General features: G+C 67.4%; 18 protein-coding genes. 9 read left to right on the top strand and 9 right to left on the bottom strand.

Going from position 1 to position 18,430, the window contains the following annotated elements; all coding sequences use genetic code 11:
• Positions 1-105: 105 nt before the first annotated feature.
• Positions 106-1,662, top strand: coding sequence for a fumarate hydratase (locus tag LA521A_RS11180; RefSeq protein ID WP_281778979.1), 1,557 nt, complete (start codon positions 106-108; stop codon positions 1,660-1,662).
• A gap of 419 nt (positions 1,663-2,081) precedes the next feature.
• Here LA521A_RS11180 and LA521A_RS11175 read toward each other — a convergent pair whose 3' ends face one another.
• The 4 genes from LA521A_RS11175 to LA521A_RS11160 all read right to left on the bottom strand — a co-directional run bounded on the left by LA521A_RS11175 (position 2,082) and on the right by LA521A_RS11160 (position 6,036).
• Positions 2,082-3,032 (bottom strand): patatin-like phospholipase family protein, encoded by a 951-nt coding sequence (locus tag LA521A_RS11175; protein WP_281778978.1) that lies wholly within the window; start codon positions 3,030-3,032, stop codon positions 2,082-2,084.
• A gap of 102 nt (positions 3,033-3,134) precedes the next feature.
• Positions 3,135-4,250 (bottom strand): sterol desaturase family protein, encoded by a 1,116-nt coding sequence (locus tag LA521A_RS11170; RefSeq protein WP_281778977.1) that lies wholly within the window; start codon positions 4,248-4,250, stop codon positions 3,135-3,137.
• A 42-nt stretch (positions 4,251-4,292) separates the two neighbouring features.
• Positions 4,293-5,471, bottom strand: coding sequence for a phospholipase A (locus LA521A_RS11165; protein WP_425494509.1), 1,179 nt, complete (start codon positions 5,469-5,471; stop codon positions 4,293-4,295).
• A gap of 79 nt (positions 5,472-5,550) precedes the next feature.
• Positions 5,551-6,036 carry a DUF456 domain-containing protein gene (locus LA521A_RS11160; protein WP_281778976.1) on the bottom strand — a complete coding sequence of 162 codons (486 nt, stop codon included), beginning with the start codon at positions 6,034-6,036 and terminating at the stop codon, positions 5,551-5,553.
• Positions 6,037-6,252: 216 nt separating this feature from the next.
• Between LA521A_RS11160 and LA521A_RS11155 the strand changes: the two genes are divergently transcribed.
• Positions 6,253-6,462, top strand: coding sequence for a cold-shock protein (locus LA521A_RS11155; RefSeq protein WP_115841680.1), 210 nt, complete (start codon positions 6,253-6,255; stop codon positions 6,460-6,462).
• A 201-nt stretch (positions 6,463-6,663) separates the two neighbouring features.
• Here the strand turns inward: LA521A_RS11155 and LA521A_RS11150 are convergent, their stop codons facing one another.
• Together LA521A_RS11150 and LA521A_RS11145 are read right to left on the bottom strand one after the other, a co-directional pair.
• Entirely contained in the window at positions 6,664-7,149 is a 486-nt protein-coding gene (locus LA521A_RS11150) for a glycine zipper 2TM domain-containing protein (RefSeq protein WP_281778975.1), read from the bottom strand.
• A gap of 160 nt (positions 7,150-7,309) precedes the next feature.
• Entirely contained in the window at positions 7,310-7,744 is a 435-nt protein-coding gene (locus LA521A_RS11145; protein WP_281778974.1) for a hypothetical protein, read from the bottom strand.
• A 79-nt stretch (positions 7,745-7,823) separates the two neighbouring features.
• On the opposite strand from LA521A_RS11145, the gene LA521A_RS11140 reads away from it, so the two are divergent.
• Entirely contained in the window at positions 7,824-8,681 is an 858-nt protein-coding gene (locus LA521A_RS11140; protein ID WP_281778973.1) for a tRNA threonylcarbamoyladenosine dehydratase, read from the top strand.
• Here LA521A_RS11140 and LA521A_RS11135 read toward each other — a convergent pair.
• Together LA521A_RS11135 and LA521A_RS11130 are read right to left on the bottom strand one after the other, a co-directional pair.
• A complete protein-coding gene (locus tag LA521A_RS11135) occupies positions 8,678-9,445 on the bottom strand; it encodes a TatD family hydrolase (protein WP_281778972.1) in 768 nt (255 codons plus the stop codon). The two genes, LA521A_RS11140 and LA521A_RS11135, sit on opposite strands and share 4 nt — an antisense overlap.
• A 3-nt stretch (positions 9,446-9,448) precedes the next feature.
• Positions 9,449-9,661 (bottom strand): DUF6116 family protein, encoded by a 213-nt coding sequence (locus LA521A_RS11130; RefSeq protein ID WP_281778971.1) that lies wholly within the window; start codon positions 9,659-9,661, stop codon positions 9,449-9,451.
• A 200-nt stretch (positions 9,662-9,861) separates the two neighbouring features.
• On the opposite strand from LA521A_RS11130, the gene LA521A_RS11125 reads away from it, so the two are divergent.
• From LA521A_RS11125 to asnB, 6 genes are all read left to right on the top strand, one after another.
• The gene (locus LA521A_RS11125; protein WP_425494596.1) at positions 9,862-10,632 is read left to right on the top strand and encodes a glycine zipper 2TM domain-containing protein; all 771 of its coding nucleotides are present in this window, start codon (positions 9,862-9,864) and stop codon (positions 10,630-10,632) included.
• A gap of 173 nt (positions 10,633-10,805) precedes the next feature.
• On the top strand, positions 10,806-11,969 hold the full coding sequence (locus tag LA521A_RS11120) for an acyl-CoA dehydrogenase family protein (RefSeq protein WP_281778969.1): 1,164 nt from the start codon (positions 10,806-10,808) through the stop codon (positions 11,967-11,969).
• 13 nt (positions 11,970-11,982) lie between these two features.
• The gene (locus LA521A_RS11115) at positions 11,983-12,540 is read left to right on the top strand and encodes a GNAT family N-acetyltransferase (RefSeq protein ID WP_281778968.1); all 558 of its coding nucleotides are present in this window, start codon (positions 11,983-11,985) and stop codon (positions 12,538-12,540) included.
• Entirely contained in the window at positions 12,537-13,178 is a 642-nt protein-coding gene (locus LA521A_RS11110; RefSeq protein WP_281778967.1) for a glutathione S-transferase family protein, read from the top strand. Before LA521A_RS11115 ends, LA521A_RS11110 begins: the two co-directional genes overlap by 4 nt.
• Positions 13,179-13,227: 49 nt before the next feature.
• Positions 13,228-15,495, top strand: a complete 2,268-nt coding sequence (locus LA521A_RS11105) for a thiamine pyrophosphate-dependent enzyme (protein ID WP_281778966.1) — start codon at positions 13,228-13,230, stop codon at positions 15,493-15,495.
• Between the two features lie 3 nt (positions 15,496-15,498).
• Complete coding sequence (asnB, locus tag LA521A_RS11100) at positions 15,499-17,442, top strand: asparagine synthase (glutamine-hydrolyzing) (protein ID WP_281778965.1); 1,944 nt, start codon at positions 15,499-15,501, stop codon at positions 17,440-17,442.
• A gap of 102 nt (positions 17,443-17,544) precedes the next feature.
• On the opposite strand, the gene ygfZ is transcribed toward asnB, so the two are convergent.
• Positions 17,545-18,414: a CAF17-like 4Fe-4S cluster assembly/insertion protein YgfZ gene (ygfZ, locus tag LA521A_RS11095; protein ID WP_425494508.1), complete on the bottom strand. Its 870-nt coding sequence runs from the start codon at positions 18,412-18,414 to the stop codon at positions 17,545-17,547.
• Positions 18,415-18,430 lie beyond the last annotated feature (16 nt).

Here is an 18,430-nt window from a genome sequence, read left to right as displayed (position 1 = left end):
CGGCCGCGCAGCCCGCGCCGGCAAAGCCTCAGCGGGGCCCGCCCGGGCCCGACCGGCTAGAATGGCGGTTCCGCCGCCCGCACGCCCGCCGAGAGCACGCCCGCCGTGAGCAACACCGCAAGCCAGCCGTTCGTCGCCAGCCAGCCCGTCTCGATCCGCCAGGAAGACCTGATCCAGTCGATCGCCGACGGCCTGCAGTACATCAGCTACTACCACCCGGTCGATTACATCAAGAACCTCGCCAAAGCGTACGAGCGCGAGGAATCGCCGGCGGCGAAGGACGCCATCGCCCAGATCCTGATCAACTCGCGCATGTGCGCCGAGGGCCATCGCCCGATCTGCCAGGACACGGGCATCGTCACGGTGTTCCTCGAAGTCGGCATGAACGTGCGCTGGGACGACGCGACGATGTCGGTCGAGGACATGGTCCACGAAGGCGTGCGCCGCGCGTACAACCATCCGGACAACAAGCTGCGCGCGTCGGTGCTCGCCGACCCCGCCGGCAAGCGCACCAACACGAAGGACAACACGCCGGGCGTGGTCAACGTGAAGATCGTGCCGGGCAACCGCGTCGACGTGATCGTCGCGGCGAAGGGCGGCGGTTCGGAGGCCAAGTCGAAGTTCGCGATGCTCAACCCGTCCGACTCCATCGTCGACTGGGTGCTCAAGACCGTGCCGACGATGGGCGCTGGCTGGTGCCCGCCGGGCATGCTCGGCATCGGCATCGGCGGCACCGCCGAGAAGGCGATGCTGCTTGCGAAGGAATCGCTGATGGAGCCGATCGACATCACCGAACTGCAGGCGCGTGGCCCCGGCAATCGCGCCGAGGAACTGCGCCTGGAGCTGTACGAGAAGGTCAACGCGCTCGGCATCGGCGCGCAGGGCCTGGGCGGCCTGACCACGGTGCTCGACATCAAGGTCAAGGATTACCCGACCCATGCGGCGAACCTGCCGGTGGCGATGATCCCGAACTGCGCCGCGACGCGCCACGCGCATTTCACGCTCGACGGGAGCGGCCCGGTGATGCTCGATGCGCCGTCGCTCGCCGACTGGCCGGAGCTGACCTACGACGCGTCGAAGGGCCGTCGCGTCAACCTCGATACGCTGACGAAGGACGACGTCGCCAGCTGGAAGCCGGGCGAAGTGCTGCTGCTCAACGGCAAGCTGCTGACCGGTCGCGACGCCGCGCACAAGCGCATGGTCGACATGCTCAACAAGGGCGAGCCGCTGCCGGTCGACCTGCGCGGGCGTTTCATCTACTACGTCGGCCCGGTCGATCCGGTGCGCGACGAGGTCGTCGGCCCTGCCGGTCCGACCACCGCCACGCGCATGGACAAGTTCACCGAGCAGGTGCTCGCGCAGACCGGCCTGTTGGGCATGGTCGGCAAGGCCGAGCGCGGCCCGGCGGCGATCGACGCCATCCGCAAGCACCAATCGGCCTACCTGATGGCGGTCGGCGGCGCGGCGTACCTGGTGTCGAAGGCGATCAAGGCGGCGAAGGTGGTCGGCTTCGCGGACCTCGGCATGGAAGCGATCTACGAATTCGAAGTGCAGGACATGCCGGTGACGGTCGCCGTGGATTCGACCGGCGAGTCGGTGCACAAGACGGGTCCGCGCGAGTGGCAGGCGCGGATCGGGAAGATTCCGGTGGTGGTGGAGTAAGCGCCACACATCGCGCTGTCGCTGGGTGAGGCAGTGAGCCCCTCTCCCTCCGGGAGAGGGGTTGGGGTGAGGGGCGGGGCGTGCGAGCCGGTTGGCGCTCGCGGTGTCAGGCCCTGTAGTTGCAAGCCGACCAGCAGAATGAAAATGGGTTCCAGCTTTCGCTGGATGACGGCGTGGCGTGACAGCCGGCCGTGCCGAGGTTTAGCCCCTCTCCCTCCGGGAGAGGGGTTGGGGTGAGGGTCGGTTCGTGCGAGCCGGTTGGCGCTCGCGGTGTCAGGCTCTGTAGTTGCGAGCCGACCAGCAGAATGAAAATGGGTTCCAGCTTTCGCTGGAATGACGGTGTACTTGGGCAGGGCGGCGTGTGCCCGCCTGGGTCCCGGCTTTCGCCGGGATGACGGTTCATTCCGTGATACGCCTGCTCACACCCGCGCCACCAGCCCCGCCAGCGTCTTGCGCGTCTCCTCGTGCAGCAGGTAATCCGTCGCCATCGCCTCCAGCGCCGCGATGTTGGTTTCGCTGACGTCGTCCAGGTCGTCCAGACCGGTCATCAGTTCCGCCTGCAGGCGGAAGTAGCCGTCGCCGATGAGGTGCCGTGCGATGTAGTCCACCGCATCGGTGTTGCCGTCGAACAGCACGTCGATGATCGGGATCGCCCATTCGATCGCGCCCCATTCCTGCGCGGATTTCAGATCGATCGGGCGGCTGCGTTCACCGGTGCCGACGGACAGCACCACGAGGTTCTGCGCGCTGTCGACACGTGCGTCCTTGCGCATGGCTTCGGCGATCGCGCACGCGGTGGGATTGTTGGCGACCACGCCGCCATCGATCATCGCCCGCGCACGGCCTTCCACCGTCATCGCGTGCGCCGGGAAATACGTCGGCGCGGCGGACGACGCGCGGCAGACTTCCCACATCCGCAGCTCCGCGTGCTCGGGCTTGAAGCTTTTGAACACGATCGGCTTGCGCGCGATGGTGTCGTAACTGGTGATCAGCAGCGGGATCTTCGACTGGCCCAGCCGCGTGTCGCCGAACACGGCCTGGAGCACTTCCTCCAGACCCTTCCCGTCGTAGCGCGGCGCCGAGACGCCCTGCGTGAACAGGCGCCCCGCGCGCGACCACAGCCGCTGCGCCATGCCGGGAAAGATCATGTGCCGGTGCTGCCGGTACAGCTGGGCGAGTTGCGTCGGCGAGAGCCCGACGGCGAGCCCGCAGCCGACGATGGCCCCGGTCGAACTGCCCGCGAGCAGGTCGAACGACTTCAGCAGCCCCGGCTTGCTAGCGCGAACCAGCGCGTCCTCGACGCCGGCCAGCCAGAGGCAGCTGACCAGGCCGCGGATGCCGCCTCCGTCGAGCGAAAGGATGCGTCGCATGTCCATCGTGGCGTCTCCGTCCGGATGAGCTCCATGGGAAGGCCATGATGGAACAGCCGCATCGCGCAGATTGCGACGCCGGCCACGCTGCCGCGCAGCGGTTTACGCGACGTGGTCGTCGAAGGTCTTGCGCGAACGAAACGGCATCAGGTGCTGGCGCACGATGCCGCGGGGCACCGTCTCGAGCTTCATCACCCCGTATTCCGACGGCCATGCATGGTCCGGCGGCAGCTTGAACGTGCCCATCAGCATGTCCACCAGCGGCAGGTGGATCGCGTAGTTCACGTCGATGTAATCGGCATGCCGCGCGTGGTGCCAGTGGTGGTAACGCGGCAGCACCATCACGTACTCCAGCCATCCGAAGCGCAGCCCGACGTTCGCGTGCGCGAGCACCGCCTGCAGGCCGACCAGGATCACGTACGCGTTCACCGCCGACTGCGAGAACCCCAACACCAGCAGCGGCAGCATGACGGCGCTGCGCGTCAGCAGGATCTCCACCAGATGGATGCGCGAACCGGCCAGCCAGTCCATCTCGCGGCTGGAGTGGTGCACCGCGTGAAAGCGCCAGAGCCAGGGCGTGTTGTGGTACGCCCGATGCAGCAGCGCCTGCGCGAGGTCCGCCACGAATACCGCCAGCAGGAACTGCACCCACGTAGGCATCGACTGGATCAGCACCTTCAGCGCGGGAAACGCGGTGAGCGCCGCCACCGTCGAGGTCGATGCCGTCACCAGGATCAGGATGAACTGCACGAGCACGTGGCTCATGAAGAAATACGCCAGGTCGGTGCGCCAGCCCGCACGCAGTGGCGAGATCGCGCGCTGCCCGAGGTAACGCTCCAGCGGCACGAACACCAGCGCGGAGAAGAACAGCGAAATGACGAACCAGTCAAGCCCGAGCGAGTAGGGCGTCTTGCCGATCGCATCGAACGTCACGTTCGTCCCGCCCAACAGCACCGCGACCGTGGCGCTTCCCACGCCGATGAGCGCCACGCGCTTGTTGCGATCGCGCAGGATCGCGACGGTGCCCATGCAGAACGCCGCCACCAGTCCGGCCAGCAGCAGGTGGCGCGCGAACTGTTCGGTGTAGGCGGTGCGGAACTCCTTGCTGGTGAGCAGCTCGGGGAAGTGGAAGCACAGCACCGCGAACAGGCTCAGCAACCCGACCAGCGCGGCGGAGTAGGCGAAGAAGGAACGGTGGCGGCGGGTGGTGGCGATCATGGACGTCCTGTCGGGTTGGGCCGCATGGAGGATAACCGCTGGTCAGTACCACTCCAGGAGCGAAACTCCCAGGCCGATGTAGGTCGCCCGGTGGTTGTAGTCGATCAGGCTCTCGCCGTAGCCGTCGAAGATCTGCACGTGGCCGCGCAGGCTGTTGTGGATCGGGAAGCCCCAGTCGAGCTGCACCGCGCCGTGCGAGCGGTCGCCGCCGCGCAGCGAATGCCGGCCCATGATCGAGAACTGGTGCCGCCCGCGCACGTACACCAGCGTCGCGTCGCCGCGACCGACGAAATCCTCGATGTCCCGGTTGTTGTCGTCGCTGGCGCTTTCCTTGACGCGCCACCACGGGCGCACGGTCAGCGCCCAGTTCTCGCGGTCCAGTCCGATCATGCCGATCACGCGGTTCCAGCTGCGCGACAGCGGATCGGCGCGGCCGTTGGACTGGTGGTTCACGCCGATGCCGAGCAGGCGTCCGTTCCATCCGCCCAGGTGGTAGTTGTTGCGGAAAGTCAGCATGACTTCCGGTTCGTAATTGGTTTCTCGGAACGGGCGCGAGGTGTCCGGGCTGTAGACCTGCCAGCGGGACGACTGCGTGTAGGCCATCCACAGGTCGCCGTTGTCGCCGAAGATGTTCTCCCACGCCTTGGTCTTGAAGCTGAGCTGGAACTTCGCTTCGAGGTCGTCGATTTCCAGCGGCGTGGCGACCGTGTTGTTGGGATTGGGCGAGGAGGGCGTCTGGTTGGCGTTACTGCTCCAGAACGCCGGCAGCAGGTACATCGGCTTGTACGCGCGGAAATTCCACGTGCCGAGTTTGGAGTCCTTCGCCACTTCCCAGCGGCTGTCGAGCAGCGATCCCTTGCCGGCGTTCGCGATCGCCCGGTCCAGCGTGTCCTCCATCGGGTACACGTCGCTCGCCGGCGCCGGTGCCTCCTGCGGAACGGGAACGACCTCTTCGGCGAGTTCGAGGTTCTTCTGGATCGCCTTGGCTTCCTTCGCGGCGATGTCCGCGCCGCGGGTGTCGCGTGCCGCGCGGCCGAGGGCGGCGTCGTAACAGGCGAGACGTTCGACGTCCGAGCCGATGGAGACGCAGGCTTCCGGCGTCGCCGGAGCCGGGGCTTGCTGTGCGAGTGCCGACAGCGGCGCCATGGCGACCAGCGCCAGCGCGGCACGAGAGGCGAGGAAAAGCGGAACGCGCGGGACTTCGTGCCTGTGGGAGGGCATGGGGAGCTCGCTAGTTATAGAAGGGGGGGGCGCAAAGCCAGTGTCGCATCGCAACACGGGACGGTCGTGAAGTGTGCGGCTAGAGGAACCAGGCCAGCGCGAACAGGCCGAGCATCGCGAAGGCGAGCCCCAGCTTGAGGACCACGCCGAGGACGATCCCGAGCCACGTGCCGAAGCCGACCTTGGTCGCCTTCCTTACCTCGCGGCCGTGAATCAGTTCGCCGGCGAGCGCGCCCAGGAACGGCCCGGTGAACAGCCCGATCGGCCCGAAGAACAGGCCCCCGAACGTGCCGACCATCGCCCCGGCGATGGCGAGCCGGCTCGCGCCCACGCGCTTGGCGCCGACGGCGGTGGCGAAGAAGTCGATGACGACCGACAAGGCCGTCAGCAGGCCGAGCACCACCAGCGGAAACCAGCCGACCTGCTGGAAGTCCCCGGCCCAGGCGGCCAGCAGCATGCCGGCGAAAACCAGGGGCAGCCCGGGGAGGGCGGGGAGGACCGTTCCGGCGATGCCGACCAGGATCAGGACCCCCGCGAGGACGTACCAAAGCACCTGCAAATCCATTCGTTTATACCCCTTGCCGACGTCCACTTTGCACGGATTGCATTTTCACCCAGCGCGGGTTACGTTGCGGGCGCTGTGTTTGCCAGGGCCATTGTGAATCGTGGCCCGATGCGGTTGATCATCGATCCGCTACATCGTTGCACCTCGCTTCCTCCTTGCAACCAGCACGTGGTGCGCCACGTTTTCAACCAGCAACGTTTCAAGGAGTAAGTGCCAATGTCAGGTCGTGAAACTGGTACCGTCAAGTGGTTCAACGATGCTAAGGGCTTCGGCTTCATCAGCCGCGAGAACGGTGAAGATGTGTTCGTGCACTTCCGTGCCATCCAGACGCAGGGCTTCAAGAGCCTGAAGGAAGGCCAGAAGGTTACCTTCACCGTCGTGCAGGGCCAGAAGGGCCTGCAGGCCGACGCCGTCCAGCCGCTCTGATCATCGAGCGCTGCAGTCGCGACCTGTCGCGACAGGCATGAAAAACCCGGCTCCGGCCGGGTTTTTCTTTTTCCGCCTTCGGTAATCGGGCGCCGGTTATTACGCGCGTATCGAATCGAACGGAAATCTGCCTGCAGCATTTGTGCAAAGAAAACGGCCCGCACGCGCGGGCCGTTTCGATTTTGCATTTACCCGTAGGTATTACTGCGCGTGCACCTTGCCGTCATACACGCGGACGTACGAGCCTTCGCGCACGTTGCCGAGGTCGCGCTGGGTGACCACGGTGGTGCGGCCATCGTTCATGCGGACATAGACGTTGTACGAGGCGCCGGTCGTGTTCTTCTGGATCGCGTTGCCCGCGACCGCGCCGCCCACCGCGCCGGCCGCCGTGGCGATGTTCTGGTTGCCCTTGCTGCCTCCGGTGTGGCGGGAGATTTCGTGGCCGGCGACCGCGCCGACGATGCCGCCGAGCACCGCGCCGGTGGCGCTGGGAGCGCTGCTGCCGGTGGTGACCTGTTCGATGCGGGTCACGGTGCCGCAGTCGTAGCACTGGGCGGGAGCGGAGCTGTAACCGCCGCCGCCGTAACTGGGCGACGTGCTGTAGCCCGGCGACGAGGTGGCGCAGCCGGCGAGTGCGATCGTGGCGGCAGCGGCGACACCGAGCAGACGGACGTTCTGGATCTTCATGCGCGACTCCTTTCTGGAGGTTGGGATGGCCAGGCCGCCTTCGGCCCGTCGCCATGGCGCAGACGCTAGACGCGGCGCGGTGAACCAAGGGTCAATGTCGGCACTTCACGCTACGTCGCTTTCCGGATCGTTCAGTGAGCGTCGCGCGAACGCAACGCCGTCAACGGAAATCCTGGTGACATCCCTTGCACGACTCGCCGATGTCCGCGACCGTCGTGCTTACACCGGCGCAGTTGAGCGGCGGACTGGCCACGGCGGCATCCAGTCGAGCCCGCATGCGGCTGGCGTGCTGCGCGAAGCGCTGATCGTCGGCGAGGTCGGGGAACGCCGGCTCCAGGTCGTCGGCCATGATGCGCAACGCCTTGAGGTTGGGCAGCACGTCGGTCGCGGCGCAACGGTTCTGCTCGACCTTCTTCTTCAGCTGGTTCAGATGCCAGCCCTGCACGTGCATCACGCTTTCGTGGAAGTGGTCCTTGCGCGCGTCGATCGCGCGCATCGCCATCACCGTGGCGACCACGCCGACCACCAGGCCGAGCAGGAACAGGAACAGGTAACGCGACGCGTGACTGCGCGAACCGCTGGGCTGGGTATTCATGCCTGGCCTCCGTTGAAAACCGCGGCACCATACCATGCGGCCACGGGGCCTCCGTGCGCGCGGCGATTACAATGTCGCGATGAGCACGATTGCCGCAGTCCCGCAGACCATTCCCGAACACACGCTCGATCCGGCCTGGCTGGAGCGTTTCGCCGGCGTGGATCGCCTGTACGGGACAGGCACGGTCGCGCACCTTGCGGGCTGCCGCGTGGCGGTGATCGGCATGGGCGGCGTGGGCTCGTGGGTGGCCGAAGCGCTGGCACGAACGGGCGTCGGGCACCTGACGCTGATCGACGCCGACGATCTGTGCGTATCGAACACGAACCGCCAGCTACCGGCGCTGGCCGGGCAATACGGCCGGGTGAAAGTGGAGGCGATGGCCGAACGCAGCCGCGCCATCAATCCGCAGATCACGGTGGAAGCCATCGCCAGTTTCGTCACGCCGTCGAACCTGGAGGAAATGCTCGATCGCGGTTTCGACCTGGTGATCGACGCCTGCGACAGCTTCCGCACCAAGGTCGTCATGGCCGCCTGGTGTCGACGCCGCAAGTTGCCGCTGATCGTGGTCGGTTCGGCGGGCGGCCGCACGGATGTGACGCTGGTGCGCGTGCGCGATCTCTCGCGCACCGAGCACGACGCGATGCTCGCGCTGGTACGCAAGAAGCTGCGCAGCGAATTCAATTTCCCGAAGAACGCCGACCGGTACTTCGGCATCTCGGCGATCTACTCGCTGGAGAACGTCAAGTACCCGCAGCCCGACGGCACGGTGTGCGGCATCCGGCCGCAGGTGTCGGGCGACGCCGCGCTGAAGCTCGACTGCGGCGCCGGGCTCGGCGCGGCCACGCACATTACCGGCACGTTCGCGTTCGCCGCGGTGGGGCGCGCGCTGGAACTGCTGCTCAAGCGCAAGGGCACTGCGAAGGCGCAGGGCGCTTAGCCGAGCGCGAACAGCCGCTCGGCATTGGCCGTCGTCGCGCGCGCCACTTCGTCCGGATCGACGCCGCGCAACCCGGCGATCGTGTGCAGCACGCGCGTCATGTTCGCCGGCTCGTTGCGCTGGCCGCGGTGGTCGGCGTCGGGCTGGTCCGGCGCGTCGGTTTCCAGCACCAGGAAGTCCAGCGGCATGCTTGCGGCGAGCTTTCGCAGGCGGTTGGCGCGCTCGTAGGTCACCGGCCCGCCGAGGCCCAGCAGGAAACCCTGCTTCCACAATTGCTGCGCCTGTTCCTGGCTGCCGGAAAAGCTGTGCACCACGCCGCGCAGCCCGCCGATGCGACGAATGGAAGCGATCACCGCATCCACCGCGCGACGGGCGTGCACGACGACCGGCAGGTCGAATTCGCGCGCGATCTTCAGCTGGCCGTCGAACACCTGCTGCTGGCGTTGGGGATCGAGCCCCTCCACGAAGTAGTCCAGCCCGCATTCGCCGATGGCCACGGGCCGCTCGCGCTCGATCCAGTCGCGCAGTTCGTCCAGGTGCGCGTCCTCGTGGCGGTCCAGCAGCAGCGGATGCATGCCGTACGCCGCGTACAGGCCGTCGTCGCCCGCGCAGACCTCGCGCAGCTTCGGCCAGGTGGCGGCGTCGATCGCCGGCACGATCTGCCGCGTGACGCCCGCCGCGCGCGCGCGCGCGATCACCTCATCGCGGTCCCGGTCGAACTCGTCGACGTCGAGGTGGCAATGGGTGTCGACCAGCCGATGCATGCGTCAGCGCTGCGCCGGTGGGGGCAGAGGATCCTTGCGCTTCTTCCAGCTCGCCAGCAGCAGCGTGCCCATGCCCAGCAGCAGTTCGTCGGCCAGCGGAATGAAGTCGGGGATCAGGAGGTCGGCGAAGAACAGCGCCCCGGTGATCAGGAACAGCCGGGGGAAGCTGAGCCGGGACAGGAAGCCGAGGATCGGCGCGGTAAGTGGGGAAGGCATGGCAGATCCTGTTTGACCGTGGTCCCAGAGACGACAACAAGCGTGCCTAAACCAGTTCACAGTTTCGACAGCTTGATGTTAAAAAATCGGCGGCCGTTCAGGTTCCCAGTGCTCGAATGGCGCCATCCAACAACGCGGGCACGTCCCGCCGCAGAGGCCCTGAGATGAACAAGAACATGCTCGCCGTTGCCCTGGCTTCGCTGCTCGTCGGCGGTGTCGCAGTGGCCGCATTCAACAGCTTCAGCAACAAGGGCACCACCCCGGCCACGACGGCCGAGGGCCAGCTCCTGCCGGGCCAGGACGGCGACGCCGTCGCCGACGGCGCCATCGACGCCAACAAGGTCGAGTACGCCGACGTCACCAACGTCAAGTCCATCACCGAGAAGGAAAAGCTGTACGCGACGGTGATCGGTTCGGATGCCATCCGCGAGACCAGCACCACCTCCACCCCGCGCGAAGTCTGCGAGGACGTGGTCGTGCAGGAGCGCGCCCCGGAACGCGACGGCAACGTCGGCGGCACCGTGGCCGGCGCCGTGATCGGCGGCCTGCTCGGCAACCAGGTCGGCGGCGGTAACGGCAAGAAGGCCGCGACGGTCGGCGGCGCGGTGGCCGGTGGCTTCATCGGCAACCAGATCGACAAGCGCCACGTCGGCGGCAAGGTCACCAGCCGCACCGAACGCCAGTGCCACACCGTTGCTTCGACCTCCGAGTCCTCGCGTGTCGTCGGCTACAACGTGACCTACCGCAATCCGGATGGCACGACCGGCACCATGCGCACCGACAGCAAGCCGGGCAGCCGCATCCTGCTGGGCGACGAAGACAAGGTCGTCGGTTACGACGTGACCTACCGCTACAACGGAAGCGAACAGACCATCCGCATGGACGAGCGTCCGGTCGCCGGCCGACTGCCGGTCATCGACGGCCAGGTCGTCACGCAGACCGCGTCCGCTTCGGCGCCGACCCGCGGCTGAGCCTTGCCGAGCCGGTAGCGCTCACATCCAACGCAGCACCCCGCGGGGCCGGAGCGATCCGGCCCCGTTTTTCTTTTTGCGGCGAAAACCCCGTCGCTGCAAGCGTTTACGCGGCCTTACCCGGGCCGCGAGGCCCCCGTACAATGGCGGTCTTCCCTCAAGTCGAGTGCGCCATGGCCCTGCATCCGTACGACCTTTACGACGTTCGCTCGCTGCTCACCGAAGAAGAGCGCGCCGTACAGGACACGGTGGCCCGGTTCACGGACGAACGCGTGATCCCGATCATCGGCGATGCCTTCGACCAGGGGCGCTTTCCGAAGGAACTGGTCGGCGAGATCGCCGAACTCGGCCTGCTGGGCTCCTCGCTGCCCGAAAAGTACGGCTGCGCCGGCCTCAACGCCGTCAGCTACGGCCTGATCTGCCAGGAACTGGAGCGCGGCGACAGTGGCATCCGCAGCTTCGTCAGCGTGCAGTCCTCGCTGTGCATGTACCCGATCTACGCCTACGGCAGCGAAGAGCAGCGCCAGCGCTGGCTGCCTGACATGGCCGCCGGCAAGGTCATCGGCTGCTTCGGCCTGACCGAGCCGCACGGCGGTTCCGATCCGGCCAACATGAAGACCAACGCGCGCCGCGACGGCGGCGACTGGATCCTCAACGGCTCCAAGATGTGGATCACCAACGGCAACCTGGCCGACATCGCCATCGTGTGGGCGCAGACCGACGAAGGCATCCAGGGCTTCATCGTCGAGAAGGGCATGCCGGGTTTCGCCGCGCAGGAAATCAAGCACAAGATGAGCCTGCGCGCGTCGGTCACCAGCTCGCTGTTCTTCGACAACGTGCGTGTGCCCGATGCGAACCGCCTGCCGAACGTGAAGGGCCTCAAGGGCCCGCTGGGCTGCCTGACGCAGGCGCGCTACGGCATCACGTGGGGCCCGATCGGCGCCGCCATCGCGTGCCTGGACGAAGTGCTGGGTTACACGAAGGAACGCATCCTGTTCGACCGCCCTGTCGCGGCGACGCAGAGCGCGCAGATCAAGATGGCCGAGATGGCGCGCCGCATCACGCTCGCGCAGCTGCTGGTCGTGCAGCTGGGCCGCCTGAAGGACGCCGGCACGATGCAGCCGGCGCAGGTCTCGCTGGCGAAGTGGAACAACTGCCGCATGGCCATCGACATCGCGCGCGAGTGCCGCGACCTGCTCGGCGGCGCGGGCATCACGACCGAGCACGCGGCCATCCGCCACGCGCTGAACCTGGAATCGGTCATCACCTACGAAGGCACGGAAACCGTGCACCAGCTGGTGATCGGCCGCGAGCTCACCGGCATCAACGCGTTCTGATCCGGAGCCGGCGATGAAGCTGGGTCCGACACTGGAAACGCAACGCCTGATCCTCCGCCCGCCACAGGCGGAGGATTTCGAGGCATGGGCTGCGTTCAAGGCCGACGAGGAAACCTGCCGCCACATCGGCGGTACCGAACCGCGTCCCGCCGCGTGGCGCAGCTTCGCCGCGATGATCGGCGTGTGGCACCTGAAGGGTTTCGCGATGTTCTCGGTGATCGAGAAGGCGAGCGGGCAATGGGTCGGCCGTGTCGGCCCTTGGCAGCCGGAAGGCTGGCCGGGCACTGAGGTGGGCTGGAGCATCGTGCGCGATCGCTGGGGCCGCGGTTACGGGCCGGAAGCGGCGATCGTCACCATCGACTGGGCCTTCGACGCGCTCGGCTGGGACGAGGTGATCCACACCATCGCCCCGGAAAACACCAACTCGAAAGTCGTCGCCGCCAAGCTCGGTTCGACGCTGCTGCGCATGGGTCGGCTGCCGGCGCCATTCGACACGAAGGACATCGAAGTCTGGGGGCAGTCGCGCGAACAGTGGTTCGCCCGACGCGAACGCGAGGGAGTGAAGCGATGATCACCGTCTACGGCTATTCCAGTTCCGGCAACTGCCACAAGCTGCGCCTGCTGCTCACCCAGCTGGAACGCGAGTTCAAGTGGGTCGAGGTCGACAGCACCGCCGGCGCGACGCGCACGCCCGAGTACCTCGCGAAGAACCCCAACGGCAAGGTGCCGATGATCGAAACCGACGACGGTCGCGTCCTGACCGAGTCGAACGCGATCCTGTGCTGGCTCGCCGAAGGCACGCCGTTCTGGGCCGGCGACGCGTTCGCCCGCGCGCAGGTGCTGAGCTGGTTGTTCTTCGAGCAGTACAGCCACGAACCGTACATTGCGGTGGCGCGCTTCATCCGCGGCTGGACGCAGCTGGATTCGCCGCGCCGCGCATCGCTGCCGCAGCTGCGCGAACGCGGCAACCAGGCGCTGGCCGTCATGGAGCAGCACCTGAAGTCGAACGCGTGGTTCAGCGGCGAAGCCTACGGCATCGCCGACATCGCGCTGTTCGCCTACACCGCCGTCGCCGACGAAGGCGGTTTCGACCTGTCCGCCTATCCCGGCGTGCAGGCGTGGATCGAACGCGTGCGCCAGACTCCGCATTTCGTCGCGATGCCCGCACCTCCGATCGAAGTCCAGTCGCGCCTCGCGCTGCGGGACTGATCCGCCATCACGAACACCCCGCGTCCCCGACGCGGACACCGGAATCGCCATGTCCCTGATCCCCAATCCCATCCCCGCGCGCATGAAAGGCCTCAACCGGGCCGAGATCTGCGACGTCAACTTCGTCGAATTCGTGAAGGCGTGGGACGGTCGCGTCAACGCGCGTCCCGCCGCCGACGCGCCGATCCTCGCCGGCAGCGAGCTCGATGCGCAGGGCTTCCGCGAACTGTTCGAATCGCAGCTGATCAGCCGTCACCTCGACCTGATGGCGCGCGTGCTGCGCGTGCAGAACAAGGTCTTCTACACCATCGGTTCCAGCGGGCACGAAGGCAACGCGATGGTCGCGCGCCTGACGCGCCATACCGATCCGGCGTTCCTGCATTACCGCTCCGGCGGCTTCATGGCCGAGCGCTTCCGCAAGTTGCCGGGCATGGATCCGGTGATGGACTCCGCCCTGAGTTTCGCCGCGAGCGCGGAAGATCCCGCGTCCGGCGGCCGCCACAAGGTGTGGGGCAGCAAGCCGTTGTGGGTGCTGCCGCAGACTTCGACGATCGCCTCGCACCTGCCGAAGGCGCTGGGCACGGCGGTCGCGATCGAAGCAGGCAAGCGCCTCAACCATGCGCTGCCGATTCCCGCCGACAGCATCGCGATCTGCTCCTTCGGCGACGCATCGGCCAACCACGCCACCGCGCAGACGGCCTTCAACGCCGCCGCGTGGACCGCCTACCAGAAGTTGCCCGCACCGGTGCTGTTCGTGTGCGAGGACAACGGCATCGGCATCTCGGTGAAGACGCCGGGCGGCTGGATCGCCAACCGCTTCCGCAACATGGACGGGCTGGATTACTTCGCCGCCGACGGCCTGGACCTGGCGAACGGTTACGCCGACGTGCAGCGCGCCGTCGAGCATTGCCGCACCACGCGCCGCCCGACGTTCCTGCACCTGCGTACCACGCGCATCATGGGCCACGCCGGCACCGACTTCGAAATCGAATGGCGTTCGATCGAGGAACTGTGCGCGGTGGAAGCGACCGATCCGCTGCTGCGTTCGGCGGCGATCGCGCTGGAATCGGGCCTGATGTCGAAGGACGACGTGCTGGCGCTTTACGAAGCCACGCGCAAGAAGTGTTTTGCAGCGGCCGAGGAAGCCGATCGCCGCCCGAAGCTCGACAAGCTCGAGGACGTGATCGCGCCGCTCGCACCGTATACGCCGGCGAAAGTGCAGGCCGAAGCGCAGCGCGCCGATTACGCGCAGCGGCGCGTCGAAGTGTTCGGCAGCGAAGCGAAACTGCCGGAAAACCAGCCGCCGCGGCATCTGGCCATCCAGATCAACAACGCGCTGCACGACATCTTCGCCAAGTACCCCGACACGCTGCTGTTCGGCGAGGACGTCGCGCAGAAGGGCGGCGTCTACACGGTGACCAAGGGGCTGCAGAAGGCCTTCGGCCCGCGCCGCGTGTTCAACACGCTGCTCGACGAGACGATGATCCTGGGCATGGCGCAGGGCTTCGCCAATGTCGGCATGCTGCCGATCCCGGAAATCCAGTACCTCGCGTACTTCCACAACGCCTGCGACCAGATCCGCGGCGAAGCGGCGTCGCTGCAGTTCTTCAGCAACAACCAGTACGCGAACCCGATGGTCGTGCGTATCGCCGGCCTAGGCTACCAGCGCGGTTTCGGCGGGCATTTCCACAACGACAATTCGATCACGGCGCTGCGCGACATCCCGGGCCTCGTCGTCGGCTGCCCGTCGCGCGGCGACGATGCGGCGACGATGCTGCGCACGCTCACCGCGCTGGCGAAGGTCGACGGACGCGTCAGCGTGTTCCTCGAACCCATCGCGCTGTACATGACGAAGGACCTGTACGAGCCCGGCGACGGCCAGTGGCTCACCTCCTATCCGAAGCCCGACGAGGCGATGACGCTCGGCGAAGGCCGTGTGTACGGCGAAGGCAACGACGACCTGGTGATCTTCACCTACGGCAACGGCGTGCCGATGAGCCTGCGCGCGGCGCGGGCGATCGAAGCCAGGCACGGCTGGAAGGCGCGCGTCGTCGACCTGCGCTGGCTCGTGCCGCTCAACGAGCGTTACATCCGCGAACAGGCGAAGACGGCCAAGCGCATCCTCATCGTCGACGAAGGCCGGCACAGTGCCGGCGTGGGCGAGGGCGTGCTCACCGCGATCGCCGAGGGCGGCTACGGTTCGCGTCCGTTCCAGCGCGTGGTGGGCGTGGACACGTACACGCCGCTCGCGGGCGCGGCATTCCTGGTGATTCCGTCGGACGACGACATCGTCGCCGCAGCGGATCGACTGGCCTGACGCATGTGCGGACTCGCCGGCCTGCTGCGCCCGACCGCGGACCTCGATGCCGCGCGCCTGGATGCGCTCGCCGGCGCCATGGGCGATGCGCTCCAGCATCGCGGGCCCGATGACCGTGGGGTGTGGGTCGACGACACCGCGGGCATCGCGCTCGCGCATCGACGGCTGAGCATCCTCGACCTGTCGCCGCTCGGCCATCAGCCGATGGCGTCGGAGAACCACCGATTCGTCGCGGTCTACAACGGCGAGATCTACAACTTCGCCGAACTGCGCGAAGTGCTGGTCGCGCGCGGGCATGCGTTCCGCGGCCACTCCGACACCGAGGTGCTGCTCGCCGCGGTGGTGGAGTGGGGCGTGGAGGACGCCGTTTCGCGCTGCAACGGCATGTTCGCGCTCGCGCTGTGGGATCGCCAGGAGCGCTGCCTGTGGCTCGCGCGCGATCGCGTGGGCAAGAAGCCGCTGTATTACGGCTGGGCCGGCGACACGTTCGTGTTCGGTTCCGAATTGAAGGCGTTGTGGCGCCATCCCGAGTTCGACAACGGCGTCGATCCGGATGCGCTCGCGTTGCTGCTGCGGCTGGATTACATCCCGGCGCCGCATGCGATCCACGTCGATACCTTCAAGCTGCTTCCCGGCTCGCTGCTGCGCATCGACGCGGCGACCGTGGCGCGTGGTCCCGGCGGGCACGACGCGCATCGCGACCAGCGACGCTACTGGGATCCCCGCGAGCGCATGCGCGCCGCGCTCGCACAACCGTTCACGGGCGACGTGCTCGAAGCGGAAAACCGCCTGGACGAGGTGCTGCGCGATGCCGTCGCGCTGCGCATGGTCGCCGACGTCCCGGTCGGCGTGTTCCTCTCCGGCGGTACGGATTCGTCCGTCGTCACCGCGCTGATGCAGTCGCAGAGCCGGCATCCGGTGCGCAGTTTCACGATCGGCTTCGAGCGCTCGCACCACGACGAGGCGCATCTCGCGCGCGAAGTCGCCGAGCATCTGCATACGCAGCACACCGAGTTGTACGTCAGCGGCGCGGACGCCCTGGGCGTCGTGCCGACGTTGCCGGCCATGTTCGACGAGCCGTTCGCCGATGCCTCGCAGGTGCCGACCGCGCTGGTCGCACGCCTCGCGCGCACGGCGGTGACGGTCGCGCTGTCGGGCGATGGCGGCGACGAACTGTTCTTCGGCTACAAGCGCTACGAGCGCGCACTGCGCAACTGGCGATGGCACAGCCGCGTGCCCGGTGTCCTGCGGCATGCCCTCGCGCGCAGCGCGAAGACGCATGGCGAGGCGTCGCGCACGGGCGGTTTCGCCGCGCTGGCGGCGGAAATGGGCGCGCGCGGCATCGGCGACGTGTACCGGCAACGCGTGATGCGCTGGCGGGATCCGGAGGCGGTCGTGCCCGGCGCGAAATTGCCGGACACCTTCTACGACCAGCCCGACCCGCTGCGCGGCGCGGGCACGCCGGCCGACGCGATGATGCTCGCCGACTTCAGCGTCTACCTGCCTGAAGACCTGCTGTGCAAGGTCGATCGCACCAGCATGGCCGTGAGCCTGGAGGCGAGGGCGCCGCTGCTGGACTGGCGCGTGGCGGAGTTCGCGTGGTCGCTGCCGCTGGACTTCAAACGGCATCCGTCGGGAAACAAGCACCTGCTCAAGCGCGTGCTGCGGCGGTATCTGCCCGATTCGATGGTCGATCGCGGCAAGCGCGGGTTCGGTGCGCCGGTAAGCGACTGGCTCAAGGGCGATCTGCGCGAGTGGGCGACGGCGTTGCTCGATCCGTCGCGCCTGCGTGCCGAAGGGCACCTGGACGCGGCTGCGGTCGATGCGCTTTGGAAGCAGTTCCTCGACGGCGAACGCAAATGGCACACGCATCTTTGGAACGTGTTGATGTTCCAGGCGTGGCATGAGCACTGGCAGGCGCAGCGGCGCGCAATCTGCGCGGCCTGATCGTCCTTGTAGCCCGGGTCAAGCCGATGGCCGCGCCCGGGGAGCCGTGCCGATCACTGCACGACCCGGGTGCGCTTGGCTTACCCGGGCTACAGTGCTCGGCTAGCGCGCCAGACCGTCGCGTAACGCGCGTTCGGTGACTGGTGCGCCGTTGACTTCAAGCACTACCGCGTCGCGCTCCAGCGGCATCACGGCCAACGCCCGATGGCGCGCCCCATCGAAACCGGTCGCAACCAGCTTGCCCATCGCAACGGAACCGGCCGTCACGTCCTGGCCCGCTTCCAACGCCGCGTCGGCTTCAAGCAACACCAGCCCGCGTTTCGCCTGCCCGAGGAAATGCGTGCGCGCGACGATTTCCTGGCCCGGATAGCAGCCCTTCTTCACGCTGAAGGCACGCAGGCGATCGAGCGACAGCTGCTGCGGCGTCCAATGCTCGACCTGGGACGGCGGCAGTCGCGGCAGGCCATGTTCGAGGTCGTACGCATGCCACGCGGCGGCGGCGGCCTCGTCGGGCGGCACCGTCGTGCGCGAGAGCGTCAAGGTACGGGGCGCATCGATCGAGCCGACGTCGAGCTCGAAGCCCGCGTCCTCGTCGCCGGTGAAGGTCGCGCCGGAGGCCGCCACCGGCGCGCCGAACCGCCCATTGGCGCAAACGTCTTCGCGCAGCTGGATCCGTACCTTGCTGCGGAAGACGAACCGCTGCAGCGCGCCTGCGAGCGCCGCGGCATCCGCGTCGGGCAGCACCAGCCAGACGGCCTCATCGGACCGCTTGAGCAAAGCGAACAGCGCGATCACGCGACCTTTGGGCGTCAGCCAGCCGCTCCACTGCCACTGGCCGGGCTCCAGCAGCGCCACGTCGTTCATGAACTGCGCCTGCGCGAAGGCGGCCGCATCGCGACCTTCGAGCGTGATCAGGCGGTGGCCGGGCAGGGCGAAAACCGTGTCCGCCATGGGCTGCGGGTTGTCATGCATGGGGGGCGGGACTTAA

Origin of the sequence: Lysobacter auxotrophicus (assembly GCF_027924565.1) — a bacterium.
GTDB classification, from domain to species: Bacteria; Pseudomonadota; Gammaproteobacteria; order Xanthomonadales; family Xanthomonadaceae; genus Lysobacter_J; species Lysobacter_J auxotrophicus.
Note: the sequence above shows the minus strand (reverse complement) of the source record. Positions and strands in the feature narration are given on the sequence as shown.